Raw genomic sequence first — 24,064 nt, 5'->3', positions numbered from 1 at the left:
TCCGCGCACGGACGCGGACGCGATGCTAGCCCCCCGCTCCCCCGCCGACGCTCGGTCCGGAACGAACAGTTGACAGGGCGGCCCGCTGCTGTGAAACATATTACTATGACCGCGACCTACGAAGCGCCGAGCGCGACCCGCGAACTCGAGTTGCAGGCGCCGACCACGACCGCAGCGGTGCTGGCCAACGCGGACGCGCTGGCGCCGCAGGTCCGCGCCGAGGCCGACCGGTGCGAGTCCGACGCCCGCCTGTCCGAGCCCCTGGCCCGCCTGTTCCGCGCCGCGGGGCTGTTCCAGATGGGATTCCCGGCGAGCCGTGGCGGCCTCGAGATGTCCCTGACCGACCAGCTGTCCGTGGTCACGACGATCTCCGCCGTGGACGCGAGCGCGGGCTGGAACGTCGCCGTGCTGAACGCCTCCGGCTACTACGCCGGCCGGCTCGGCGAGGCGACCTACCACGAGCTGTACCCGACCCGGGACATGCCGACCGGCGGATCGTTCCACCCGCCCGGCCGCGCCGAGATCGTCGACGGCGGCTACCTGGTCAGCGGCCGCTGGGACTGGGGCAGCGGCACGCTGTCCGCCGAGCACGTCGTCGGCGGCTGCCGCGTGTTCCACGACGGCGAGCCGGCCCTGCGCGAGGACGGCCGCCAGCGGCTGCTGGGCGTCTGGCTCCCGCGGCAGGCGGTGCGGCACCTCGACAACTGGCAGGCGCTCGGGATCTGCGGGTCGGGCAGCGGCTCCTACGAGATCACCGAACCCACATTCGTCCCCGCGAGCCACACCTTCGACCGGGAGGCACCGCCGAACCCGGACGCGGACCCGCTCAACAAGCACGTCGGGCTGCTGTTCTTCCCGTTGACCGGGGTCTTCCTGGGCCTCGCCCGGCACGCGGTCGACCTGACCGTCCGGGCCGTGCGGGCGCGCAGCGGCGGCGACCTCGGCCGGCTCGACGCCGCCACCACCCGGGATCTCGGGCAGGCCGCCGGCGAGCTCGACATCGTCGAGCGCGGCATCGTCGAGGTCGCCCGCCGGACCGACGACGCGATCTTCACCCCCGGCCGGGTCCTGGACCCGCTCGAGGAGGCCCGGCTCCGGGTGACGAACACCCAGGCCGGAGAGACCCTGCGGCACGTCGTGGACGTGTGCGGCGACCTGTACGGCTCCCGGTACATCTACCGGTCGGACCCGCTCGAGCGGGTGCTCCGCGACGCGTGGGGCGCGCTGGCGCACTTCGGGGCCAAGCGTTTCCACTGGTCCGGGTACGGCGAGGAGCTCCTGCGCCGCGAGGCCGGCGCGTCGCGCAACGGGCACCGGTCCGGATGAGCCGGCACGCGGGCGTACGGGTGCGGGTGGTCCGGGCCGGCCGGACCCGGTGCGGCCTGGCCGAGGGGGACTACTTCGACGCGGTCGGATCGACGCTGCGGATCCCGAGCGGGCGGCCGTTCTGCCTGCAGGCGATGATGGCGGCCGTCCCCCTGCTCATGTCCCGGACGGAGCCGCACGCCGAGGACCACTGGCTGGAGCGCAAACCGTTCGTCTGCTGCCCCGACCCGCGCGAACGCGTGCTCCTGTCGCTGGACCGGATCGACCCGGACACGGAGCCGTCGTGACCGCCCGGATCCGGTGCACCGTCGAGTCGATGAACTACTCGGCCTGCGCGATGGCGGTCGGCGACCACGTGGACATCGACGAGCGCGGGGTGCACCTGCCCCCGGGACAGAGCTTCTGCTACTTCGCGATCGCGGCCGTCGCCGGCGCGATGAGCGGGCGGCCGGCCGGCGAGTCGCTGCACCGGTGGGCGGCCGGGGAACCCCTGGTCGCCTGCCCGGACCCGCCGGAGGACCTGATCATGCGGGTCCGCCCGCTACCGGAAGGTGAGGACGACCATGACACGTGAGCTGGTACTGAGCGTCCGGGTCGGTGCCGCCGGGCACGGGACCCGCGGGCTGACGACCGCGGCGCTCAACGCCGAGGCCGCGGGCTTCGACCAGGTGTGGGCGGGCAACGACATCTTCGGGCCGCCCGGCATCGCCGGGCTCGCCTCGATGCTGATGTCGACCAGCCGGATCAAGGTCGGTGCCGGCGTCCTGGACCCGGTGTCCCTGCACCCGGCGCAGATCGCGCAGCTCGCGTCGGGGTTCCAGGAGCTGTCCGACGACCGGTTCCTGCTCGGCCTCGGCGCCGGCTCCGACGTGTTCCTCGGGTGGGGCGGCCTCACCCCGATCAAACCCGTGCCCCGGACCCGGCAGGCCGTCATCGCGATCCGGGAGCTCACCCACGGCCGCAGCCCCGCCGGTGTCCCGGGCGCCGGCGACTTCTGGGCGGAGCAGGCCCGGATCCAGCAGCCCCGCCCGGTCCCGATCTACGTGGGCGCGATGGGCCCCCGGATGCTGGAGATGACCGGGCGGTTCGCCGACGGCGCGCTGCCGCTGTGCCTGCCGCCCCGGCAGGCACACCGGGCGCTCGACCAGATCCGCACCGGCGCCGAGAAGGAGGGCCGCTCGGTCGACGACCTGGACGTCGCCGCCTGCATCTGGTGCTCGATCGACGCCGACCCCGACGTGGCCCGCCGGCTGCTCGCGCGGCACATCGCCCACTACAGCGGCTCGCTGAGCACCGACGCCCTCGTCGCGAACGGGCTCGACCCGGACGAGTTCGCCCGGACCCAGCAGCTGGTGCTCGCCGGCGACGAGGACGCGGCGACCGAGACGGTGCTGCGGTCGTCGACGATGCTCGACCTCGGCGTCGTCGGCGGCGCCGCCGAGGTCGTCGAGCAGTGCGCGACGCTGATCGAGGCGGGGGCGCGGCACCTGTCGTTCGGCCCGCCGATGGGGCCGGACCCGCTCGACGCCGTCGCCCTGCTCGGCAAGGAGGTCCTGCCGGTGCTGCGCTCGTCGTTCGACGGCGGGGCGACCGGCCGTTGATCGGGGTGATCGTCGTCGGCGGCGACGTCCCCCGGGTCCCCGGCGACGTCGGCTGCGCCGCGAGCTTCGACCGGCCCGTCGGCTTCGAGCGGGCCGGCCCGGTGTCGATGCAGGACGTGTTCGACGGGCGGGAGCACGCGCTGCTCCCCGCCCTGCTCCGCGCCGGACGGGCGCTCGTCGGCCGGGGCGCCACCGTCCTGGCCACGACGTGCGGGCTGCTGACCCGCGTGCACCGCGAGCTCACCGACCGCCTCGGCGTCCCCGTCGCGACGTCGGCGCTGCTGCAGCTGCCGCAGGTGCTGGCCGTCCTCCCGGCCGGCCGCACGGTCGGCGTCGTCACCGCGCTCGCCGCCCAGCTGACCCCCGAACGCCTGGTCGCGGCCGGGGTCGCCCCGGACCGGCTGGACCGGATCGTCACGATCGACCTCGCCGCGACCGACCACTTCCTGCCCGCCCTGCGCGGCGAGCGGGACTCGCTCGACCTCGCGCGGGCCGAGCAGGAGATCCGTGCGGTCGTCGCCCGCGCCGTCGAGGGCACCGCGGTCGGGGCACTGGTGTCCGAGTGCGCCAACCTCCCGCCCTACAGCGCCGCCCTGCGCGCCGCGACCGGCCTGCCCGTCTGGGACGCCCTGGACCAGATCCGGTGGCTCGCCGCCGGGGGTGGCGCGCCGTCGCGTCCCGCATGACGGGTAGGCGCACACTGTCGCCATGCGCGGTCGCCCCACCGGCCCCACCGGCCCGGTCGTCGCCCGCGCGCTGGGACTGCTCGCCAGCTTCAGCCGGTCCCGCCGCGAGCTGTCGCTCACCGAGCTGTCCGAGATCAACGACATGCCGCTGTCCACGGTGCACCGCCTCGTGGCCGAGCTCGCCGCCTGGGGCGCGCTGGAACGCGGGGACGACGGCCGGTACCGGATCGGGCTGCGGCTGTGGGAGCTCGCGGCGCTCGCGCCGCGCGGGCAGGGGCTGCGCGAGCGTGCGCTGCCGTTCCTCGAGGACCTCTGCCAGATCACCCGGGAGAACGTGCAGCTGGCCGTCCGGGAGGGCACCGAGGTGGTGTTCCTGGAACGGCTGGCCGGCACCGGCGCCGTCCCGGTGTTCAGCCGGGTGGGCGGGCGGTTCGCGCTGACCGCCACCGGTGTGGGGCTGGTGCTGCTGGCGCACGCGCCCCGCGAGGTGCAGGAGGACGTGCTGGCCGGGCGGATCACCCAGTACACCGAGCGCACCGTCACCGATCCGGGGCGGCTGCGCGCCATGCTCGCCGACGTCCGGACCAGCGGGTTCTCGATCAGTGACCGGCAGGTGACGATGGACTCGCTCTCGGTCGGTGCGCCGGTGCACGACCACCGGGGCCAGGTCGTCGCCGCCGTCTCGCTCGTCGTCCGGTACGGGACGAGCTCGCCGCACGCGCTGGCGCCCCTGGTGCGGACGAGTGCCCGCGCCATCAGCAGGGCCCTGTCCGAGGCCGACTGAGCCCGTCCGTCCGAGCGCTTCCATTTTCCGGAAGTCGGCTTCGGGGCGGCCACCCCGGGTGGTGATGCTGGCCGCCGGACGGCCCGCCCACCACGCAGCGGGCCCGAGCAGTCGACAACGGAGTGCTGCCTTGCTTCCTTCTCACCGTCCCGAACCCCGTGGACGTCGCTCATGAGCCGCGACGTGCAGGAACTGATCGACGACGGCCCGATGTCCCGGTTCCAGTGGGGCGCGGTCGCCGTCTGCGTGCTGCTCAACATGCTCGACGGCTTCGACGTCCTCGTCATGGCCTTCACCGGCAAGGCGGTCTCCGCCGAGTGGGGGCTGAGCGGGGCCCAGCTCGGGCTGCTGCTGTCCGCCGGCCTGATCGGCATGGCCGTCGGGTCGATGTTCGTCGCGCCCTGGGCCGACCGCATCGGACGCCGGCCGATGGTGCTGGGCTGCCTCGCCCTGGCCGGCGTCACCATGCTGCTGTCCGCGGCGAGCCAGGCGCCCTGGCAGCTCGGGCTGCTGCGCGTGCTGACCGGGATCGGCATCGGCGGCCTGCTCGCCACCACCAACGTGATCGCGGCCGAGTACGCCTCGACCCGGTGGCGCGGCCTGGCCGTCAGCCTCAACTCGACCGGGTACGCGCTCGGCGCGACCCTCGGCGGGCTGCTCGCCGCCGTCCTCATCGGCGGCTTCGGCTGGCGGTCGGTCTTCCTGGTCGGCGGCGCGGCCACCGTCGCGGTCATCCCGCTGGTGTGGTGGCGGCTGCCCGAGTCCCTGGACTTCCTCGCCACCCGCCGGCCCGTCCGGGCGCTGGAGCGGATCAACGACCTGCTCCGGCGGATGGGGCACCCGCTGCTCGGCGCGCTGCCCGAGCACAGCGCCGTCCCGTCCGGGGTGGGCGCCGGCTACCGGGAGCTGCTGGCCGCCCGGCTGCGGCGCACGACGCTCGTGCTGTGGGTGGTGTTCTTCTGCATCATGGCCGGCTTCTACTTCGTCACGAGCTGGACGCCGACCCTGCTCACCGAGGCCGGCCTGTCCCCCACCGCCGGCATCGCCGGCGGGACCCTGCTGAACGTCGGCGGCATCTTCGGGGCGACGCTGCTGGGCCTGCTGGCCGCGCGCTTCGCGCTGCGCCACGTCCTGACCGGCTACCTGGTCACGGCCGCGGCCCTGCTCGCGGTCTTCATCACGACGACGTCGTCGCTGGCGTCCGCGTTCGCCGTCGCCGTGGTCATCGGCGTCGTCGTCAACGGGTGCGTCGCCGGGCTGTACGCGCTGACCCCGACCGTCTACGCACCGGCGGTCCGCACCACCGGGGTCGGGACCGGCCTGGCCATCGGCCGGGCCGGCGCCATCCTCGCCCCGACCCTGGCCGGCACGCTGCTCGACGGCGGCTGGACCCCGCACCAGCTCTACCTGCTGTTCGCCGGGGTCTTCCTCCTCACCGCGGCCATGCTGCTGCTCCTGCGGCCGACCCCGACGTCCGCGGCCGCCCCGCCCACCACGATCCGAGCCGAAGGGGCCTCCTCGTGAGCACCATCCCGCGCAACCAGTGGTACGTCGCCGCGTACTCCTCCGAGATCACCCACGAGCTGTTCGCCCGGACCGTCTGCGGCGAGCCGATCCTGTTCTGGCGCACCGAGGACGGCACCGTCGTCGCGCACTCCGACCGCTGCGTGCACCGCCGGTTCCCGCTGTCGCAGGCCCCGTCGAGGCTGGTCGGCGACACGGTCGTGTGCGGCTACCACGGGTTCACCTACGGGCCCGACGGCCGCTGCGTGGCGGTGCCGGGGCAGACCCGTGTGCCGCGCACCGCCCGCCTGACCGCCTACCCGGTCGTCGAGCTCGACTCGCTGGTCTGGCTCTGGATCGGCGACCCGGCCGAGGCCGACGAGGGCCGGATCCCGCGGGCGTCCTACCTGGACTCGCCGGGCTACACGACGGTGCGCGGGAGGGAGCCGCTGGCCGCACGGTTCTCGCTGCTGGTCGACAACCTGCTCGACCTCTCGCACGAGACCTACCTGCACGGCGGCTACATCGGCACGCCCGAGGTCGCGGACACCCCGATCACCACCGAGGTCGACGACGAGGCCGGCGTCGTCTACGTCTCCCGCCACATGGACGACGCCGAGTGCCCGCCGTTCTACGAGCGCTCCACCGGCCTGTCCGGGCGCATCAGCCGCTGGCAGGACATCGAGTACACCCCGCCGTGCCTGTACAAGCTGCACTCGCGGATCGCCCCGGTCGGGTCGGTGCCGAATCCCGACGGCAGCGACCCGGACGCGTTCCACGTCGAGGTGGTCTACGCGATCACCCCGGAGACCGAGCACTCCACGCACGACTTCTGGCTGGTCGCCCGCGACTTCGCCCTCGACGACACCGGGGTCTCGGAGTTCCTGGCCGAGAACAACCGCACGGTGGTGCTGCAGGACGTCGAGGCGCTCGACGTGCTCGAGCAGGTGATCCAGCGCGAACCCGAGGGCTACCAGGAGCTGTCGATCAACATCGACACCGGTGGCCTCGCCGCGCGCCGGATGCTCGCCCGCATGGCCGGGCAGGCCCCGCGCAACGCCCCCGCGGCCCCGGCCCGATGAGCGGGGACATCCCCGAGGCCCCGCCGGTCCTCGACGGCGAGCGGGTCTACCGCATCCACTGGGTACTGGGCACCGACCTGCTCCGCGCGGTCTGCCACTGCGGCGCCACCCGCGACTTCGAGGACCCGGTCGCGCTGTGGGAGTGGCTGCTCGGCCACCCCGACGACCACACCGAGCGCGCCGCCCGGGCGAACGTCCCACCGCGCGCGGCGCTCACCCCCGCCTAGGGACGAGGAGCTGCCATGACGACCGACGACCGCACCGAGCACGAGCTCGACCTGGTGCTGGACAAGAAGGAGGAGCTGGCCGACGGGGTCGTTCAGCTGACGCTGCGCGCCCCGGACGGGGCCGACCTGCCCGCCTGGGAACCGGGCGCGCACGTCGACCTGGTCCTCACCGGCGAGCTCACCCGGCAGTACTCGCTGTGCGGCGACCCCGCGGAACGCGCCGTCCTGCAGGTCGCGGTGCTGCGCGAGCCGGACGGGCGCGGCGGGTCCGCCCACGTCCACGACCACCTCGCCGAGGGCGACACCGTACGGGTGCGCGGGCCCCGCAACCACTTCGCGCTGGCACCGGCCCGCCGGTACGTGTTCGTCGCCGGCGGGATCGGGATCACCCCGATCCTGCCGATGGTCGCCCGCGCCGAGGCGTCCGGTGCCGGCTGGCGGCTGGTGTACGGCGGCCGGACCCGCGCGTCGATGGCGTTCCGGGACCGCCTCGAACGCCTGTACCCGGGCCGGGTGGAGATCTGCCCGGCCGACGAGGCCGGCCTGCTCGACCTGGCGACGATCCTGGCCGAGCCGGGCGCGACGGCGGACGACGTGGCCGTCTACTGCTGCGGGCCCGAGCCGCTGCTGGCCGCGGTCGAGGAACGCTGCGCGCACTGGCCCCGGGGCGCGCTCCACGTGGAACGGTTCGCGGCCCGGGCCGGCGCGACCGACGGGCCCACCGGGTCCTTCGAGGTCGAGCTGGCGCAGTCCGGCACGACGCTGACCGTCCCCGCCGACCGGTCGATCCTCGACGTCGTCGAGGAGGCGGGGCTGCCGGTGCTGTCGTCCTGCCAGGACGGCATCTGCGGGACCTGCGAGACCGGCGTCCTGTCCGGCGAGGTGGACCACCGGGACTCGGTGCTCACCGACGAGGAACGGGAGGCCCACGACGTGATGATGATCTGCGTGTCCCGGGCCCGGTGCCCCCGGCTCGTGCTCGACCTCTGACCCGCGCTGGTCATCGCATCAGAGCCGGATCAGGCGCCGTTCCACCGCGGCGCTCACCGCGGCCGTCCGGCTGTCCACGCCGAGCTTGGCGTAGATGTGCACGAGATGGGTCTTCACCGTCGCCTCGCTGAGGAACAGCCGGCGCGCCAGGTCCCGGTTGCTCAGACCCTGCGCGAGCAGCTCGAGGATCTCGACCTCGCGCGCGCTCAGCGACCGCTCGGGGGCGCGGCTGTGCTGCAGCAGGCGCGAGGCGATCTCCGGGGACAGCATCGTCTGGCCCTGCGCGGTGGCGCGGATCGCCTGGAACAGCACCTCCGGCTGGCCGGCCTTGAGCAGGTACCCGGTCGCCCCGGCGTCGACGGCGCGGGTGATGTCGGTGTCGGCGTCGTAGGTGGTCAGCACCAGCACCCGGGGCGGGTGCTCCAGCGCCCGCAGCCGTCGGGTCGCCTCGACCCCCTCGACGCCGTCGCCGAGCTGGAGGTCCATCAGCACCACGTCGGGGTGCCGGGTGCTCGCCTGCTGGAGCGCCTCGGCGGCGGTCCCCGCCTCGCCGACCACCTCGAGGCCGGCCACGCCGGTGAGCAGTGCCCGCAGCCCGGCGCGGACCACGGGGTGGTCGTCGACCACCAGCACCCGCACCACGCCGGTCACGCGCCACCTCCCACCGGCAGGGTCACGGCCACGGCCGTCCCGTCGCCGGGCCGGCTCTCGACGGCCACCGTGCCGCCGAGCTGCTCCACCCGCACCCGCATCGCGGAGAGGCCGAACCCGCGGCCCGTCCCGCGCGGTGGGTCGGCCGGGTCGAACCCGACGCCGTCGTCGCGGACGTCCAGCATCACCGCATCCTCCAGGTAGGTCAGCGTCACCGCGGCGAGGCGGGCCGCACTGTGCTCGCGGACGTTCGCCAGCGCGCCCTGCGCGACCCGCAACAGCACCGCGTCCCGGTCCCCGCCGGTCGGCAGCGGGTCGCCCACCACCTCGACGCGCACGTCCACACCGGACTCGGCTGTCGTCCGCCCTGCCAGCTCGCGCAGCGCCTCGGGCAGCGACGTCCGGTCGAGCGCCGCCGGCGCGAGCCCGCGGACGAACCGGCGCGCCTCGGCGAGGTTGTCCTCCGCGACCTGGCCGGCACGCCGCACGTGCTCGTGGGTGTCGCCGTCCCGTTCGGCCGCCTGCAGCAGCATCCGGATGCTGGACAGCCCCTGGGCGATGGTGTCGTGGATCTCGCCGGCCAGCCGTGCGCGTTCCCAGCTGATACCGGCGGCGCGCTGGGCGTCGGCCAGCTCGCCCCGGGTCCGCACCAGCTCCTCGATCAGCGCCTCGCGCCGCTCGTTCTCCCGGCGCAGCTCCAGGAACACCGCCGTGGCCATCGTCGCCACCGCCATCGGCACGAGCACCTCGATCAGGTCGACCTCGGCGGCCAGGCGCAGCTGCGCGAAGATCACCGTGGCGGTCAGCAGCACGACGGCGACGATCAGCGGCCGGGGCCGCAGCAGCCGCAGGCAGACGAAGAACAGCGGGACCGCGCACCAGCTGAAGCTGGGCGCCGCGAGGACCAGCGCGCACCACACGGCGATCACCGCGGCCGGCCACACGTGCCGCACGTGCCGGTGGGTCTCCCCCACGACCAGCCCGAGGACGTAGACGGCGACCAGTCCGGCGGAGAGCCCGAGCACCAGCGGGGTCAGGCCCGCCGCGCCGTGCCCCGAGACGTAGCGCCACGCCGACGACGCGAGCAGCACGAAGAAGCCCACGTGCATGGCGCGGTAGAGCCGGCCCCCGGGTGGCGGCGCCGGCCGCTCGATCACGCTCGTCCTCGCATCCGACCCAACGTAGGCCGGTCGCGGCCGGCCGGCATCGATGGATCGGTTGATCCGTGGTCCACCGTGCGGTGCCCCGGGACGATCCGTCCCGACGATGGCGGGGGCCCGCTCCCGGCCGAGGCTGGAGGCACAGCGCATCCCAGCGAAGGAGATCCCGATGCCGACCACCTCCCGTACCCGCCTCGTCGCCGGCACCCTGCTCGGCCTCGCCGTCCTCGGCGGCACCACCGGGCTGACCGCCGCGCATGCGGCCGCGGCCCCGCCGCCGCAGCCGCCGGCCGCGGTCGTCCAGCAGCCGGTGCTCGGGATCGACGCCGCGACGAAGGCCGCCCACGCCGCACTGGACGCCGCCGAGGCCGAGGGGCAGCGGGTCACGGTGTCGATCGTGGACCGGGCGGGCAACGAGCGGGTACGGCTGACCGGCGACGGTGCCGGCCCGCAGAGCGGCGAGTCGGCCCGGCGGAAGGCGTTCACCGCAGTGGCCTGGGGCCGGGCCACCTCCGAGCTGAGCGGGCAGGTCGGCGGGAACGGGGCGACGCTGCGGGACATCCCCGGCACCCTGTTCCTGGCCGGTGGCGTCCCGGTGATCGCCGGGTCGCCGATCGCCGGGATCGGGGTCGCCGGGGCGCCCAGCGGGGACCTCGACGAGGAGTTCGCCCGCGCCGGCCTGGACGCCGTCCGGGCCGACCTGCGGTGACCGCCGCCCGGGGGCCGGAGAATGATGTGACCGTGGGCGGCAGGACCGGCATGCTCGGCAGGGTCGTGCTCGGTGTGCTCACCGCCGCCGCGCTCGCCGCCTGCGCGCCGGCGCCACCCCCACCGGTGACGCCCGCCGGGCCACCCGCGCAGGGGGTGCAGCCGGTCCCGCCCGTGCCGCGGTCCCGAGACGCCGGGAGGAACCCGATGGTCGATCAGCAGCTCCTCCGCGCCGCCGCGGCCGGCGCGCTCGACCAGGTCCGTGCCGCGCTCGCGGCGGGCGCCGACGTCGAGGCCCGCGACGTGCACCGGCGCACCCCGCTGCTCCTGGCGGCGCTGGGCGACCACGTCGAGGTGGCCCGGGAGCTCGTCCGGGCCGGCGCCGACCCCGACGCCCAGGACGACCGCCGGGACAGCGCGTTCCTGGTGACCGGGGTGACCGGCAGCGTCGCCATGCTCGAGGCCCTGCTGCCCGCAGGCCCCGACCTCACGGTGACCAACCGGTTCGGCGGCACCGCGCTCATCCCGGCCTGCGAGCGCGGCCACGTCGACTACGTGCGCGCCGTACTCCGCACCGGGATCGACGTCGACCACGTCAACGACCTGGGGTGGACGGCGCTGCTGGAGGCCGTGGTGCTCGGCGACGGCGGTCCGCGCCACCAGGAGATCGTGCGGCTGCTCCTCGACGCCGGGGCCGACCCGGGCATCCCGGACCGGGACGGCGTGACCGCTCTCCGGCACGCGGAGAGCGCCGGTCACACCGGGATCGCCGAGCTCATCCGCTCCGCGACCTGACCGGGCGGGTGCCGGCTCCGCGCGGCCGGCGGACCCTCACCAGCGGCCGCGGCGGTTCGGGATCCGGGCCGCGAGCACGCCGGCCAGTGCCAGCACGACCGCGAGGGCGGCGAAGGTGATCGCGCCGGCCCGGCCGGGGTCGCTGCTGGCCGTGATCACCGCGGTCATCACCGACACCGCGGCGATCCCGCCCACCTGGCGGAACATGATCCGCAGGCCGGACACCGCCGCGACCTCGCCGGGTACCAGGTGCATGCCGGCGTTGTTCGCCGCCGGTCCGGCCACCCCGGTGCCCAGCCCCAGCAGGGTCGCCGCCCCGAGCAGCCACACCGCCGGGTCCCCGGCCGGCGGCGCGACCGCCGTCGCCACCATCCCGGCCACGATCCCGACCAGCCCGACCAGCAGCAACGGCCGGAACCCCGCCCGACGCAGCAGCGCCACCGACGCACCCGACCCGATGATCGTCCCCACCGCGCGGCCCGCCAGCAGCGCGCCCGCGACGAACGCCGGCAGCTCGTAGCGGACCTGGGCGTACAACGGCAGCGTCGCCGAGAAGCCGATCACCACGGCCCCGAACACCACGTTGGTGACGTTCATGATCCCCAGCCCGCGCCCGGCCAGCAGCCGCACCGGCACCACCGCGTCCGCCCGCCGCCGGGAGTGCCGCACGAACGCCGCGCCCGCCCCGGCCGCCACCACCGCGGCCAGCACCGTCACCACCGGCCCCGAACCCGGCGAACCCAGCCGGGTGATCGTCAGCATCACCGCCAGCAGGGCGATCACGAGCAGGGCGATCCCGGCCCCGTCGACCCGCCCGGTCCGCCGGTGCGGCGGGTCGTCGACCAGCGCCAGCCCGGCCGTCACCAGCACGATCCCGAGCGGCACGTTCACCAGGAAGATCCCGTGCCAGGACCAGGTGGTGAGCACCAGCCCGCCCAGCAGCGGGCCGAGGATCGCGCCGATCGGGAACACGCTGGTGAACAGCGCCAGCGCGCGGTCGCGGTCGCGGCCGAACTGGTGCGCGACCACGCCGTTGGCCGCCGGCAGCATCACGCCCCCGGCCAGGCCCTGCACCAGCCGGCAGGCGATCAGCACCCCGATCGACGGGCTCAACGCGCTCAGCCCCGACATCAGCGTGAACACCGCGACGCCGGCCAGGAACATCCGGCGCCCGCCGAACCGGTCCGAGAGCCAGCCGCCCAGCGGGAGCGCCAGGATCTGCCCGACCGCCGCCACCGTGATCACCCAGCCGGTCCAGGCGAGCTCGGACCCGAGGTCGCGGCCGATCGTCGTCAACGCGGTGGCGACCGACGTCTGGTCCAGCGAGAACATCAGCAGCGCCAGCCCGACGACCGCGAACACCAGGTGCCGGCGCGGGCGCGGCGGATCCCCCGGGCCGGCTCCCGGCCGGCCGGTCTCGTGGACGGTGTCGGTCACGGGGTGCACCACCTGCCTTCGCGGAGGGATCGGGCACCCATGTGCTTACCACAAGCTAACGACTCGGGACGCTCCGGCCCGGCGTACTCCGCCGGACGTACCCGGACCATCGCCCGCGGTCGGACGACACGGCAGGCCGGAACGAGCACGGTGGCTCCATGACGACCGCAGCGCCGCCGGCGGACCGGGACCGGGTTCCGCCGCACCCCTCGGAGGGCACGTCATGACCACCGCGACCCACCCGCGTCCGACCCGTACCCCCCGCCGGCTCGGCGTGCGCACCCGGCGCGCCGTGCTCGTCACGCACATCGCCTCCGCCGGGGCGTGGCTGGGCGTCGACGTCGCGATGGCCGTCCTGATCGTCACCGCGATGACGACCGACGAGCCGGCCACCCTGATCTTCTCGTTGCAGACCCTCGAGCTGGTGTCGATCTGGCCACTGCTGGCCTGCGGCCTGCTGTGCCTGCTGTCCGGGGTCGCCCTGGGCCTGGGCAGCAAGTGGGGGCTCGTGCGGTACTGGTGGGTCGCGGTCAAGCTGGTGCTCAACGTGGTCCTGACCGGGCTGGTCCTCGTGGCGCTGCGGTCGGAGGTCACCACGCAGGCCGAGCTGGCCCGCCGGCTCGCCGCGGGCGAGGCCGTGACGTTCGACCTGGGCAACCTGGTCTTCCCGCCGACGGTGTCCCCGACCCTGCTGCTGGTCGCGATCACGCTGTCGGTGGTCAAGCCGTGGGGCCGGATCCGGCGGGGCGCCGGATCGGGTTCCGGGGCCACGCGATCCGGCTGAGTGTACTGCCGGCGCGTCAGCGCGACGGCGCCGGGCCCCGCCGGAGCACCTCCGAGAGCCGCCGGACGAAGGCCTCCCCCGCCCGTCCCGGTGCCCGCTGCCCGACACGCGCCCGTTTCACGTTCTCGACCGTGGCGTCCGGGCGGCGCTCGCGGTGCCCGGAATCCCCGACTGCAGCCATGCTCGTTCCTCCCGGCCGGTGTCCCGATGTGATCGTGGGACACCGCGTGCCGCCGTTCGTCCCGGCCCGGGGCGGATGTTCACTCGAACGAGTGAACGCCGTTCCGGGCCGGCAGGGCACGCCCGCGGTCGGCACGGCCGTCGTGCGGGGTCACTCGCGCCCGGCGAGCGCGCCCGCGAGCGGCCCGAGCGGCGGGATCCACTCGCGGATGTCGGCGGACGCCACCACACCCGCCGTGGTGAACGGGTCCTCGTCCACGATCGCCTGCACGGCCGCCTTGTCCTCGGCCCGGAACACCAGCAGCCCGCCCGGTGCCTCCGACGGTGCCCACGCGCCGGCCACGAGCAGGGAGCCGTCGTCGGCGAACCGACCGAGGTACTCGCGGTGGGCCGGGCGGGTGGCGTCCCGCAGCTCCGTGTCGTCGGTGTACGAGTAGATGACGGCGAACGTCGTAGCCATGCCGCGGATCCTCGCACGCCGGCCCGACAGCAACGATCATCGACTCGGGGGGTCGCTGCGCCGCAGGCGCTGCTCGTCGTGAACCGGGATCCGGGCGAGGGCCCGAGCCCGGAGACTGTCGCCCATGATGCATCTCAGGGTCGTCTCCGACACCCGCGACACCGATGCCGTGATCGAGCTGCTGGAGGCCGAGCCGGGAGTGGCGCACCTGGTGATCACGCCCGGGGTCAGCAGGCAACCGGCCGGCGACGTCGTCGAGGCCGAGGTCGCGCGGGCGGTCGCCGAGGACGTCCTGCAGCGGCTGAGCGAACGTGGGCTGACCCGGCGCGGCGGGATCAGCCTCCAACCGGTCCACATGATGCTCTCCGACACCGCCGACGCCGCGGAACGCGCCACCCCGGGCGACAGCGACGACACCGTCATCTGGGACGAGCTGGTCGCCACCACCGGTGACGAGAGCCGGCTCAACCCCACGTTCCTCGCGTTCCTCACCATCGCGTGCCTGCTGGCCGCGGTGGGCGTCGTCACCGACTCCGTGATCACCGTCGTGGGGGCGATGGTGGTCGGGCCCGACTTCGGGCCGCTCGCCGCGCTGGCGGTCGCCGTCGTCGGGAAGCGTCGTGACCTCGCCGCGCGCGCCGGGCTGGCCCTCGGTGTCGGGTTCCCGTTCGCCATGCTCGTCACGGCGGCGTTCACCCTGCTCGCACGCGCCACCGGGCTGTTCGATCCGGCCTCGCTCAGGGCACTGGACGACGTGTCGTTCATCTATCAGGTCGGCCCGTGGTCCGTGATCGTCGCCCTGCTGGCGGGCGCCGCCGGCATGGTGGCGCTCACCTCGGAGAAGTCCGGGCCGTTGATCGGGGTCTTCATCTCGGTCACGACCGTGCCCGCCGCCGGGTTCGCCGCCGTCGCCGCGGTCGCCGGCGACTGGCACGACGGCGGCGGCGCCGCGCTGCAGCTGGTCATCAACCTCGCCGGCATCACGGTGGCGGGCGTGCTCACCCTCCTGCTCCGCCGCGGGCACGTCGTTCCCCGCGCGTCGGCGGCGCCGGCACCGCACAGGTGAGCGTCTCCGCGGCAACCGCGCTGGTCGGCCTGCCAACGGGTGCTGGTGACGCCCACAGATCCGGCGCCCCGTCTTGACGACGCGCGCGCCACGCGGATAGATGGGTCCCTCACGCAGCGACCGACAACCAGCCCGTTCGGCCAGACACCGGGGAAGGTGTACTGATGACCGGTCCGTCGTTCTCCGACGTCCACGACGTGGACATCGACGCCGCAGACGCCCACCTGCCGGTGTTCATGCACCTCGACCACTCCCCGGCCGCCCGGTTCGTGTTCCACCGGCACACGGTGGAGCGCGGGCCGTTCAGGGTCGAGGAGACCTGGTGCACCGACAGTGTCCATGTCGAGGTGCTCGACGAGTCCACCTACGCGGTCGGGTTGCCGCTGCGCGGGGCGTTGCACGTCGACCACCGGGGTGACGAGCTCGATCTCGCCCCGGGACGTGCGGCGGTCTTCGACCCGCGGTGCGAGACCGCGATGGCCACCAGCGACCGCTTCGACGTCGTGCTGGTCCGGATCCGCTCCGCCGCGCTGGAGGACGCGCTGGAGGCGTTGCTCGGCCGCCCGGTGCGCCGCCCGCTCCGGCTCCGCACGACGATCTCCCTGGACACCGACGCGGGACGTGCGCTCACCGAGGCGATCCGGCGGGCCGTGCACGCCCGGCCGGACTGCACGTCGTCGCTGTCGCACCCGATCAGCGCGGAGCCGCTGCAGGACCGGCTGCTGGCCGGGCTGCTGCTCGCGACCGACCACCCCGACCGGGACGCGCTCGACGAACCCGTCCCGACCTGGGGGCCGCGCGCCGTCGGCCGCTGCGTCGACCTCGTCGAGACGCATCCGGAACGGCCGCTGACGCTCGCGGGCCTCGCGGCGTTCGCGGGGATGAGCGTGCGCGTGCTCGAGGGATGCTGGGTCCGGCACCGCGACCATCCTCCCGCACACGACATCGAGCGGGTCCGGCTCGACCGCGCCCACCGCGACCTCGAGTCCCACCGTCCCGGGGAGACCACGGTCGACGAGGTCGCCGCCTCCTGGGGTTTCGTCCCGGAGTCGTTCGTGGAGGCGTACGGGGCACGTTTCGGCCGTGGGCCGGCCGAGACGCTGCGTGGTCCCGCCTTCGCCTGAGATCCCGCCGGCGACGTCCGACCTCGCCGGCCACGCCCGCCGGCGTCGTGACGTGCCCGGGTGGACGGGCCGTCGTCTACGCTCGCCCCCTGGCGCGGAACACACGGCGACGGCCGGGGTGTCCGTCCGGTGCCGCGGCCGGCGAGGAGACGTCATGAGCACTCGACCCGCCATCGGCAGCTGCGCTCTCTCCGAGCTCCTCGGGTGGGTCGAACCGCAGCTGCCGCGGCTGACCGACGAGGTGTGCGTGGCGGCCCGGGAGCGCATCGACCTCTACCGCACCGGCGAGGTCGTCCCCGTCGACGACCTCCATCACTCGGTCGCGGTCAACCTCACCTACATCGTCGGCGGACTCGTCGACCCCGCGACCGCGCAGGACCTCGCGGCGCCGTTCGAGACGGGGCGGCGTCGCGCGCGGCAGGGCGCGCCGCTGCCGGAGGTCCTGCAGTGCTACCGCATCGCCTGCGCCATGCTGTGGGACCTGCTCGTCGACCGCGCCCGCCAGGACGCCCGGCCGGACATGCTCGACGCACTGGTCGACACCGCCGGCCGGCTCTGGCAGCTCAACGACGAGCACGCCCTGCACGTCACGGAGGCGTACCGGGCGGTGGCCGCGGAGATCGCCGCCTCGCAGCAGCGTCAGCGTTCGGCCCTGGTCGGGGCACTGCTCAACGGGGACCTGATCGCCGACCCCGGCCCGTGGGAGGCGGGCAGGCAGCTGGGCCTGGCCCTGGACGCGAAACTGGCCGTGGTCGCGGCCGAGACCCGCGGCCTGGCGGAGGAAGGACTGCCCGGCATCGAGGCCCGCCTGGCCGAGCTCGGGATCGTCTCCGCCTGGCAGCTGAGCTCCACCCTCCAGGCCGGCATCGTGTCGCTGCGCGACGACCAGCGCCCCGACGTGCTCGACCTGCTCGGCCGGGTGGCCGGCGCGCGCACCGGCGTGAGCCCGCTGTACCGCTCGCTGGGCGACACCCCGCGCGCGTTGCACCTGGCCAAGGCCGCACTGGCCGGTATCGAACCCGGCCACGCCGCGGTGCGCACGTTCAGCTCCAGCCCGCTCGCCGCACTGGTCGCCCACGACCCCGACGAAGGGCAACGCCTGGCCGACGAGGTCTTCGGCGCCGTGCTCGCCCTCCCCCGGGACGACCGCACCGCCCTGCTGGACACGCTGTGCGCCATCCTCGACAACGACGGATCCTGCGACCGCGCCGCACAGATCCTGCACTGCCACCCGAACACCGTCCGCTACCGGCTCCGCCGGATCCGCGAACTCACCGGCCGAACGCTCACCGACCCGATCGCCCTCGCGGAACTGGCGACCGCCGCCGAGGCGGTCCGGCTCCATCCGCGGGCCCGGCTCCTCGCGACCGGCCCGCCGCGCAGCCGCGCCGATGCCGACGGGACCGACGCCGACCGCACCTCGTGACCGGGCGCGCCGCGCGAGGGCCCGTGCACTCTCGTTCCGGTCTACCGGCGCTCGCGCGTGCTCGGCCCGGCGTCGTCGTGCCGCTCGGAGCCGGACTCGTCGCGATGCTCGGAGCGGGACGGAGCCCCGGATGCCGGTGGCTCACCCGGTTCCGGATACTGACAGTCGTTCGCCACGGCGAGGTCGTGCACGAGCTGGGCGAGACGGTCGGAATCCTCGGCAGTGTGCCTCGGACCGTGCGGTGTGTCGTCGGCCATCGCTCCCCTTCCCGAGGTGCTCGGGTCGCGGCCGATGGTCCCACCGGTGCCGACGTCGCGCACCTCGCCATGGCCCACGGGCAGGCGGCGCTGCCGATCCGCGCTGCGGTCACGACCGGCACGCCCCGGCCAGGACGGAAGGAGCACCCGATGGCCACCGCGGACGACCACGGCGTACCGGAGCACGAGACCTGGGCCCCGGACGCGCGCATCGAACTCGAGCGCACCCTCGCGCGGCTGCGCGAGCAGCGGGCGCAGCTGGCCCCGGCCGGCCCCGAGGACACGGCAGGCGACTACGGAGATCACGCCCAGGCGCTCGAGCTCGACGACGACCTGAGCATGCTGGACCGCCGGATCCACGAGATCGAGGAGCTCCTGGCCCGAGGGCCCCAGGCGGCCGGGTCCGGACGCGGGGACACCGTGCCGGACGGCGACGCCCTGCCGGACGGCACCGAGGTCACCCTGCGGTTCGCCGACGGCGGCACCGAGACGGTGCGGGTCGTCACGGCGGTCGAGGCGGTGTCCGACGACGACCGGGCACGGGTCGTGACCCCGGACAGCCCGCTGGGACGCGCGCTGCGCACGGGACGGGTCGGCGACGTCGTCACCTACCCCACCCCGGAGGGCACCGGCCGCGCCGAGCTGCTGCGAGTGCGACTTCCCGGCGATCCTCCGGACCGCGCCTGACGCTTCGGCTGTCCTGCCGGGACGCCGGAGGCGGCCGTGGTGCTCGCGCCGTAGCGTGGTCGTGCCCGGCAGCGGGCGTGACGGGCCGGACGCGGCGGATCGTGCGGAGGGACAGGCCATGACAGGACCGGACGGCGCGGAGCGCCACACCGTGACCGACGCCGACACCGCGGCCGCGGTCGGCAGCGGGGACGTACCGGTGCTCGCCACCCCGCGGCTGATCGCCTGGATGGAGGCGGCCACGGTGCGCAGCGCCGCCCCGTTCCTCGACGCGGCCCAGACCAGCGTCGGCACGGCCGTACGCGTCGAGCACCGCCTGCCCACGCCGGTCGGCGACCACGTCGAGGTCGTCGCCGTGCCACCGGCCGCGGCGGCCGGACGGTCGCTCACCTTCGCGGTGCGGGCCACCGACGGGTCCGGGCGGGTCGTCGGCGAGGGTGAGATCGACCGGGCGATCGTGGACCGCGACCGGTTCCTCCGCGGAACGGCGCGACCGGATTCCGGCCGCTGAACGGGCGCACCGTCAGTCGGCGTCCGGCCGAGCGCGGGAGTCGAGCAGCTCCGCGATGCCGGAGTCCTGCGCGGTCCGCCGCAGGGCGCGGACCAGCACCGATTCCGGTTCCACCGCGCTGGTGACCAGCGCGATCGGCGCCGCGAGCGGCGGGCCGTCCAGCCGGAGGATGCGCGAGCCGGACGGCAGGCGCAGGGCGCGGATCCAGGCCCGCGGGACGATGCTCGCCCAGCGGCCGGTGCCGACGTGCGCGAGCAGGGTGACGAACGAGTCGGTCTCGAGCCGCGGCGTCACCGCGAGGTCCTGCGCCGCCGTCGCGTCCTCGAGGAGCTGACGTCCGCGCATCCCCTCGGCCAGCAAGCACATCGGCAGCTCCAACGCCTCCGACCAGCCGATCCGGTCCGAATGGCCGGTGACCAGCTCACCGTTGGCGACGAGGACGTGCTGGTCCTCGTACAACGGGGTGACCGCGATGTCCGTGACGTCGTGTTCGTCCGGGTAGATGATCCCGGCGTCCAGCTCGAAGCGCCGTATGCGCTCGATGATGTCGACGGACCGCAGGCCCGTCTCGAGCTGCACGCGCACCAGCGGGTGCTCGGCGCAGAACGGATCGGTCAGCAACGCGACCGTGGTCGACGCGGCCGGGATGACCCCGAGCCGGAGCCGGCCGGTGAGCCCGGTCTGCAGCGCCGTGACCTCGTGTTTGAGCGCGTCGTGCTCGGCCAGGATCCGCCGGGCCCACAGCACGAGCCGTTCCCCCTCGGGCGTCAGGCCCTCGAACCGGCGCCCGCGCCTGACCAGGGGTACGTGCAGCTCCTGCTCGAGCTTGCGGACGGCCTCGGACAGCGCCGGCTGGGACACGTAGCAGGCTTTCGCGGCCCGGGCGAAGTGGCGCTCGCGAGCGAGTGCGACGAAGTACTCGAGCTGGCGAAAGAGCATGCGCCATTCGACCACGCCGGCCTCCCCGCGCCCGCGGCCCCGGCCCGCTGATCGGCCGCACCTATGGCGCGGTCGTCACTGCCCCTTGGACACCGCTCCAGGGCACCGGCACAATGATCTCCAGTCTCGCCGGAAGATCGGCACGGCCGCCGGAGATTCCCGATCCCGCGCCACATCGGCTACTCGGCGCGCTGCTCCAGACGCGATCGGAGGGCCCGTGCGCGCAGGTCGACCCCGGGAACCGTGGCGGACGCTCGCCGCGCAGGCCCGCCTGCTCCTCCCGCCCCGCCCGGCGGAGACCGACCGCGTGCACGCCGCCCGGGTCGCCGTCGGCCTCTCCGTCCCGGGGATCGCGCTGCTGGTGGCCGGACGCCCCGATCTGATCCCGTACGCGGTGTTCGGGTCGTTCACCGGCATGTACGGGCGGGCCGAACCCCCTCGGCAGCGGCTCCGCCAGCAGGCCCAGGCCGGGACCATCCTGGTTGCCGGGGTCTCGATCGGTCTCCTCCTGGCCACCCTCCACGCCCGCCCGTGGGCACTGGTCGCCATCGGAGCCGCCTGCGCCGCGGTGGGCTCGGTGGTGACCGACCGGCTGGGGCTCAAGCCCGCCGGGCCCTTCTTCGGCATCTTCGCGCTGGGCACGATGGCGACGATCCCCGCCGGCCGGGTCTCCCCCGGCCTGGCCGTGGCGATCTGCGCGGGGACGGCGTTGTTCAGCGTCGTCGTGACGGCGGCGGCCGCGCTGTGGTCCCGGAGCCGGGGCGCGCGTACCCCCGCGCCCCCGCCACCCGGCGACGCGCCGCGTCCGCTCGGGCTGCTGATCCACGCGGCCCGCTATGCGATCGCCATCGCGGTCGCCGGTTCGGCCGGCCTGGCCCTCGGGATCGACCACGCCAACTGGGCCATGGTGTCCGCGGCCGTGCCGCTGGCGGCCATCGACAAGAGCAACCACCTCGACCCCGCGATACGGGACGTCGTCCACCGCGGCGCGCACCGGGTGGCCGGCACGCTCACCGGGCTCGCCCTCACCGCGCTCCTGCTGCTGCCCCAGCCGAACGACGCCGTGCTGGCCGTGCTGGTGATCGTTCTGTTGTTCCCCACCGAGCTGTACATGCTGCGCCACTACGGGGTCGCACTCGGGTTCTTCACCCCGCTGATCATGCTGATGACCCAGATCGCCAATCCGGAAGCACCCCTGGCGCTGGTGACCGACCGCGTCGTCGACACGCTGATCGGCGTCGCGGCCGGCATCGCCGTCGCCGTGGTCATCCGCGGCCCCCGCCAGGTCGCCCACGGCACGGCGATCGACCGCTGATCGCTGCCGCACCCCGGTGCGGGCCACCGGGGTGCGGCAGCGGCCGGTCTCAGCCGGGCGCGCCGGCCGGCTCCAGGCGCACCACGATGCCCTTCGAGGTCGGCGTGTTGCTGATGTCGGCCACGCTGTCCAGCGGGATCAGGACGTTCGTCTCCGGGTAGTACGCGGCGGCGGAGCCCCGCGTCGTCGGGTAGGCGACGACCCGGAAGCCGGGGGCCCTGCGTTCCACCCCGTCGCGCCACACGCTCACCAGGTCCACCTCGGCGCGGTCGGCGAGGCCGAGCTCGGCGAGGTCGTCGGGATTCACGAGGACGACCCGGCGCGCGTTGTGGATGCCGCGGTAGCGGTCGTTCCCCGTGTACGGGATGGTGTTCCACTGGTCGTGGGAGCGCAGTGACTGCAGTACCAGGTGCCCCGCCGGGGCCTGCACCATCTCGACGTCGTTGCAGGTGAAGATCGCCGTGCCGGTCGCGGTGGGGAACACCCGGCTGTTCACGGGGTTCGGGAGCGCGAACCCGCCCGGCTCGGCCACCCGCGCGTTGAAGTCCTCGAAGTCCGGCACGACCCTCGAGATCCGGTCCCGGATGGTGTCGTAGTCGGCCTCGAACGTCTCCCACGGGATGGCGGGCTGCTCGCCCAGGGTCCGCCGGGCCAGCCGGCACAGGATCGCGACCTCGCTGAGCAGCTGGTCGGAGGCGGGTTCGAGCTTCCCGCGGGAGGTGTGGACCATGCTCATCGAGTCCTCGACGGTGACGAACTGCTCGCCGCCGGCCTGGATGTCCCGGTCGCTGCGGCCCAGCGTCGGCAGGATCAGCGCCGTCTCCCCGCACACGGTGTGCGAACGGTTCAGCTTGGTCGAGATGTGCGCGGTCAGCCGGCAGCGGCGCATCGCCGTCTCGGTCACCGTGCTGTCGGGTGCCGCGCGCACGAAGTTCCCGGCGACCCCGAGGAAGAACGTGGCGCGGCCGTCGAGCATGGCCCGGATGGAGTCCACCGAGTCCCAGCCGTGCTCGGTCGGTGGCGTGAAGCCGAACTCGCGTTCCACCGCGTCGAGGAACTCCTGGGGCATCTGCTCCCACACGCCCATGGTGCGGTCGCCCTGGACGTTGCTGTGCCCGCGCACCGGGCACACCCCGGCGCCGGGCTTGCCGATGTTCCCGCGGAGCATCAAGAAGTTGATGACCTCGCGGATGGTGGCCACGCCGTGCTTCTGCTGGGTCAGTCCCATCGCCCAGCAGGCGATGACGTTGGTGCTGGCCAGGACCCGGTCGCGGACCTCCTCGATCTCCTCGCGGGTCAGCCCGCTCGCGGCATGGACCTCGTCCCAGGAGAGCTTGCGCGCCTGCCGCGCGAACTCCTCGAAGCCGGTGGTGTGGTTGCGGATGAACTCGTGGTCGAGCACCGTGCCCGGCGCGGCGTCCTCGGCCTCCAGCAACAGCAGGTTCAGCGCCTTGAACAGCGCGAGGTCCCCACCTGCGCGGATCTGCAGGAACTGGTCCGCGATGGCGGTGCCGCGCCCGATGATGCCGCGCGCCTTCTGCGGGTTCTTGAATCGCATCAGCCCCGCCTCGGGCAGCGGGTTCACCGCGACGACCTGGCCGCCGTTGCGCTTGGTCTCCTCCAGCGCGGACAGCATCCGGGGATGGTTGGTGCCGGGATTCTGTCCGACGACGAAGACCAGGTCGGAATGGTGGAGGTCGTCCAGGCTCACGCTGCCCTTGCCGGTGCCCAGGGTTTCCTGCATGGCGAAGCCGCTGGACTCGTGACACATGTTGCTGCAGTCGGGCAGGTTGTTCGTGCCGAACGCCCGCGCGAAGAGCTGGAGCAGGAACGCGGCCTCGTTGTTGAGGCGGCCCGAGGTGTAGAAGAGCGCCTCGTCCGGGGACCCGAGCGATCGCAGTTCCCCGGCGAGCAGGTCGAGTGCCGCGTCCCAGCCGATCGGCTCGTAGAAATCGGAACCGGGGCGCTTCACCATGGGTTCGGTGAGCCGGCCCTGCTGGTTGAGCCAGTGGTCCGATTTCCGGTCGAGTTCGGAGACGCTGTGCCGGCGGAAGAAGTCGGCGGAGACGCGGCGAGAGGTCGCCTCGTCGTTGATGTGCTTGGCACCGTTCTCGCAGTACTCGTTCATCGGCCGGTGCTTCGGGGAGGGCTCGGGCCACGCGCAGCCCGGACAGTCGATCCCCGTGGCCTGGTTGATGTTCAGCAGCGTCAGCGCGGTCCGGCGCACGGAGGTCTGACCGAGCGAGTACTGCAGGGCGTGCTCGACCGCAGGCACTCCGGCCGCCCAGGTCTTGGGCGGGGTCACCGACAGGTCGTCGTCCGAGTCTTCGAGCGTTTTCACGATGGGGGCCAATCCCTTGTTCAT

General features: G+C 74.3%; 26 protein-coding genes. 19 read left to right on the top strand and 7 right to left on the bottom strand.

Annotation, left to right across the window (positions count from 1 at the left end; all coding sequences use genetic code 11):
• Positions 1–105: 105 nt before the first annotated feature.
• The 10 genes from H7X46_RS12750 (at position 106) to H7X46_RS12705 (ending at position 8,199) form a co-directional block, all read left to right on the top strand.
• The gene (locus H7X46_RS12750) at positions 106–1,326 is read left to right on the top strand and encodes an acyl-CoA dehydrogenase family protein (RefSeq protein WP_186359610.1); all 1,221 of its coding nucleotides are present in this window, start codon (positions 106–108) and stop codon (positions 1,324–1,326) included.
• Positions 1,323–1,613 carry a TIGR04076 family protein gene (locus H7X46_RS12745; protein WP_186359609.1) on the top strand — a complete coding sequence of 97 codons (291 nt, stop codon included), beginning with the start codon at positions 1,323–1,325 and terminating at the stop codon, positions 1,611–1,613. Before H7X46_RS12750 ends, H7X46_RS12745 begins: the two co-directional genes overlap by 4 nt.
• Positions 1,610–1,900, top strand: a complete 291-nt coding sequence (locus tag H7X46_RS12740) for a TIGR04076 family protein (RefSeq protein WP_186359608.1) — start codon at positions 1,610–1,612, stop codon at positions 1,898–1,900. The genes H7X46_RS12745 and H7X46_RS12740 overlap by 4 nt, the downstream gene beginning before the upstream one ends.
• Positions 1,890–2,927: an LLM class flavin-dependent oxidoreductase gene (locus tag H7X46_RS12735; protein WP_186359607.1), complete on the top strand. Its 1,038-nt coding sequence runs from the start codon at positions 1,890–1,892 to the stop codon at positions 2,925–2,927. Before H7X46_RS12740 ends, H7X46_RS12735 begins: the two co-directional genes overlap by 11 nt.
• Before the next feature lie 5 nt (positions 2,928–2,932).
• On the top strand, positions 2,933–3,613 hold the full coding sequence (locus tag H7X46_RS12730; RefSeq protein ID WP_370589065.1) for an aspartate/glutamate racemase family protein: 681 nt from the start codon (positions 2,933–2,935) through the stop codon (positions 3,611–3,613).
• 22 nt (positions 3,614–3,635) lie between these two features.
• Entirely contained in the window at positions 3,636–4,397 is a 762-nt protein-coding gene (locus H7X46_RS12725; protein WP_186359605.1) for an IclR family transcriptional regulator, read from the top strand.
• A 171-nt stretch (positions 4,398–4,568) separates the two neighbouring features.
• Positions 4,569–5,921 (top strand): MFS transporter, encoded by a 1,353-nt coding sequence (locus H7X46_RS12720; RefSeq protein ID WP_186359604.1) that lies wholly within the window; start codon positions 4,569–4,571, stop codon positions 5,919–5,921.
• Positions 5,918–6,982: an aromatic ring-hydroxylating dioxygenase subunit alpha gene (locus H7X46_RS12715; protein WP_186359603.1), complete on the top strand. Its 1,065-nt coding sequence runs from the start codon at positions 5,918–5,920 to the stop codon at positions 6,980–6,982. Before H7X46_RS12720 ends, H7X46_RS12715 begins: the two co-directional genes overlap by 4 nt.
• Complete coding sequence (locus H7X46_RS12710) at positions 6,979–7,209, top strand: hypothetical protein (protein ID WP_186359602.1); 231 nt, start codon at positions 6,979–6,981, stop codon at positions 7,207–7,209. Before H7X46_RS12715 ends, H7X46_RS12710 begins: the two co-directional genes overlap by 4 nt.
• Positions 7,210–7,224: 15 nt before the next feature.
• Positions 7,225–8,199, top strand: coding sequence for a PDR/VanB family oxidoreductase (locus tag H7X46_RS12705; protein WP_186359601.1), 975 nt, complete (start codon positions 7,225–7,227; stop codon positions 8,197–8,199).
• Between the two features lie 18 nt (positions 8,200–8,217).
• Here the strand turns inward: H7X46_RS12705 and H7X46_RS12700 are convergent, their stop codons facing one another.
• Together H7X46_RS12700 and H7X46_RS12695 are read right to left on the bottom strand one after the other, a co-directional pair.
• Positions 8,218–8,841, bottom strand: coding sequence for a response regulator (locus H7X46_RS12700; RefSeq protein ID WP_370589064.1), 624 nt, complete (start codon positions 8,839–8,841; stop codon positions 8,218–8,220).
• A gap of 5 nt (positions 8,842–8,846) precedes the next feature.
• The gene (locus H7X46_RS12695) at positions 8,847–10,007 is read right to left on the bottom strand and encodes a sensor histidine kinase (RefSeq protein ID WP_370588738.1); all 1,161 of its coding nucleotides are present in this window, start codon (positions 10,005–10,007) and stop codon (positions 8,847–8,849) included.
• A gap of 172 nt (positions 10,008–10,179) precedes the next feature.
• Between H7X46_RS12695 and H7X46_RS12690 the strand changes: the two genes are divergently transcribed.
• On the top strand, positions 10,180–10,719 hold the full coding sequence (locus H7X46_RS12690; protein ID WP_186359600.1) for a heme-binding protein: 540 nt from the start codon (positions 10,180–10,182) through the stop codon (positions 10,717–10,719).
• A 32-nt stretch (positions 10,720–10,751) separates the two neighbouring features.
• Positions 10,752–11,513, top strand: a complete 762-nt coding sequence (locus H7X46_RS12685) for an ankyrin repeat domain-containing protein (protein ID WP_370588737.1) — start codon at positions 10,752–10,754, stop codon at positions 11,511–11,513.
• 36 nt (positions 11,514–11,549) lie between these two features.
• Here the strand turns inward: H7X46_RS12685 and H7X46_RS12680 are convergent, their stop codons facing one another.
• Complete coding sequence (locus H7X46_RS12680) at positions 11,550–12,950, bottom strand: MFS transporter (protein ID WP_370588736.1); 1,401 nt, start codon at positions 12,948–12,950, stop codon at positions 11,550–11,552.
• A 223-nt stretch (positions 12,951–13,173) separates the two neighbouring features.
• Here H7X46_RS12680 and H7X46_RS12675 point away from each other — a divergent pair, with 223 nt between their 5' ends.
• Positions 13,174–13,734, top strand: coding sequence for a hypothetical protein (locus H7X46_RS12675; RefSeq protein WP_186359599.1), 561 nt, complete (start codon positions 13,174–13,176; stop codon positions 13,732–13,734).
• Between the two features lie 16 nt (positions 13,735–13,750).
• Here the strand turns inward: H7X46_RS12675 and H7X46_RS12670 are convergent, their stop codons facing one another.
• Both H7X46_RS12670 and H7X46_RS12665 read right to left on the bottom strand, forming a co-directional pair.
• Positions 13,751–13,915 carry a hypothetical protein gene (locus tag H7X46_RS12670; protein ID WP_186359598.1) on the bottom strand — a complete coding sequence of 55 codons (165 nt, stop codon included), beginning with the start codon at positions 13,913–13,915 and terminating at the stop codon, positions 13,751–13,753.
• A gap of 150 nt (positions 13,916–14,065) precedes the next feature.
• Positions 14,066–14,374: a YciI family protein gene (locus H7X46_RS12665; protein WP_186359597.1), complete on the bottom strand. Its 309-nt coding sequence runs from the start codon at positions 14,372–14,374 to the stop codon at positions 14,066–14,068.
• Positions 14,375–14,498: 124 nt separating this feature from the next.
• Between H7X46_RS12665 and H7X46_RS12660 the strand changes: the two genes are divergently transcribed.
• The 5 genes from H7X46_RS12660 (at position 14,499) to H7X46_RS12640 (ending at position 19,445) form a co-directional block, all read left to right on the top strand.
• Positions 14,499–15,440, top strand: coding sequence for a DUF389 domain-containing protein (locus H7X46_RS12660; RefSeq protein WP_186359596.1), 942 nt, complete (start codon positions 14,499–14,501; stop codon positions 15,438–15,440).
• 164 nt (positions 15,441–15,604) lie between these two features.
• Complete coding sequence (locus H7X46_RS12655; protein ID WP_186359595.1) at positions 15,605–16,564, top strand: helix-turn-helix domain-containing protein; 960 nt, start codon at positions 15,605–15,607, stop codon at positions 16,562–16,564.
• Between the two features lie 154 nt (positions 16,565–16,718).
• Positions 16,719–17,990, top strand: a complete 1,272-nt coding sequence (locus tag H7X46_RS12650) for a CdaR family transcriptional regulator (RefSeq protein ID WP_186359594.1) — start codon at positions 16,719–16,721, stop codon at positions 17,988–17,990.
• Positions 17,991–18,397: 407 nt separating this feature from the next.
• Positions 18,398–18,934, top strand: a complete 537-nt coding sequence (locus H7X46_RS12645; RefSeq protein WP_186359593.1) for a GreA/GreB family elongation factor — start codon at positions 18,398–18,400, stop codon at positions 18,932–18,934.
• Positions 18,935–19,052: 118 nt separating this feature from the next.
• The gene (locus tag H7X46_RS12640) at positions 19,053–19,445 is read left to right on the top strand and encodes a thioesterase family protein (RefSeq protein ID WP_186359592.1); all 393 of its coding nucleotides are present in this window, start codon (positions 19,053–19,055) and stop codon (positions 19,443–19,445) included.
• Positions 19,446–19,457: 12 nt separating this feature from the next.
• Here the strand turns inward: H7X46_RS12640 and H7X46_RS12635 are convergent, their stop codons facing one another.
• The gene (locus tag H7X46_RS12635) at positions 19,458–20,399 is read right to left on the bottom strand and encodes a LysR family transcriptional regulator (RefSeq protein WP_370588735.1); all 942 of its coding nucleotides are present in this window, start codon (positions 20,397–20,399) and stop codon (positions 19,458–19,460) included.
• A 202-nt stretch (positions 20,400–20,601) separates the two neighbouring features.
• Here H7X46_RS12635 and H7X46_RS12630 point away from each other — a divergent pair, with 202 nt between their 5' ends.
• Positions 20,602–21,699, top strand: coding sequence for an FUSC family protein (locus H7X46_RS12630; protein ID WP_370588734.1), 1,098 nt, complete (start codon positions 20,602–20,604; stop codon positions 21,697–21,699).
• A gap of 49 nt (positions 21,700–21,748) precedes the next feature.
• Here H7X46_RS12630 and H7X46_RS12625 read toward each other — a convergent pair whose 3' ends face one another.
• Positions 21,749–24,064 (bottom strand): FdhF/YdeP family oxidoreductase, encoded by a 2,316-nt coding sequence (locus tag H7X46_RS12625; protein WP_222131292.1) that lies wholly within the window; start codon positions 24,062–24,064, stop codon positions 21,749–21,751.

Source organism: Pseudonocardia sp. C8 (assembly GCF_014267175.1).
Taxonomy (GTDB): Bacteria; Actinomycetota; Actinomycetes; order Mycobacteriales; family Pseudonocardiaceae; genus Pseudonocardia.
Note: the sequence above shows the minus strand (reverse complement) of the source record. Positions and strands in the feature narration are given on the sequence as shown.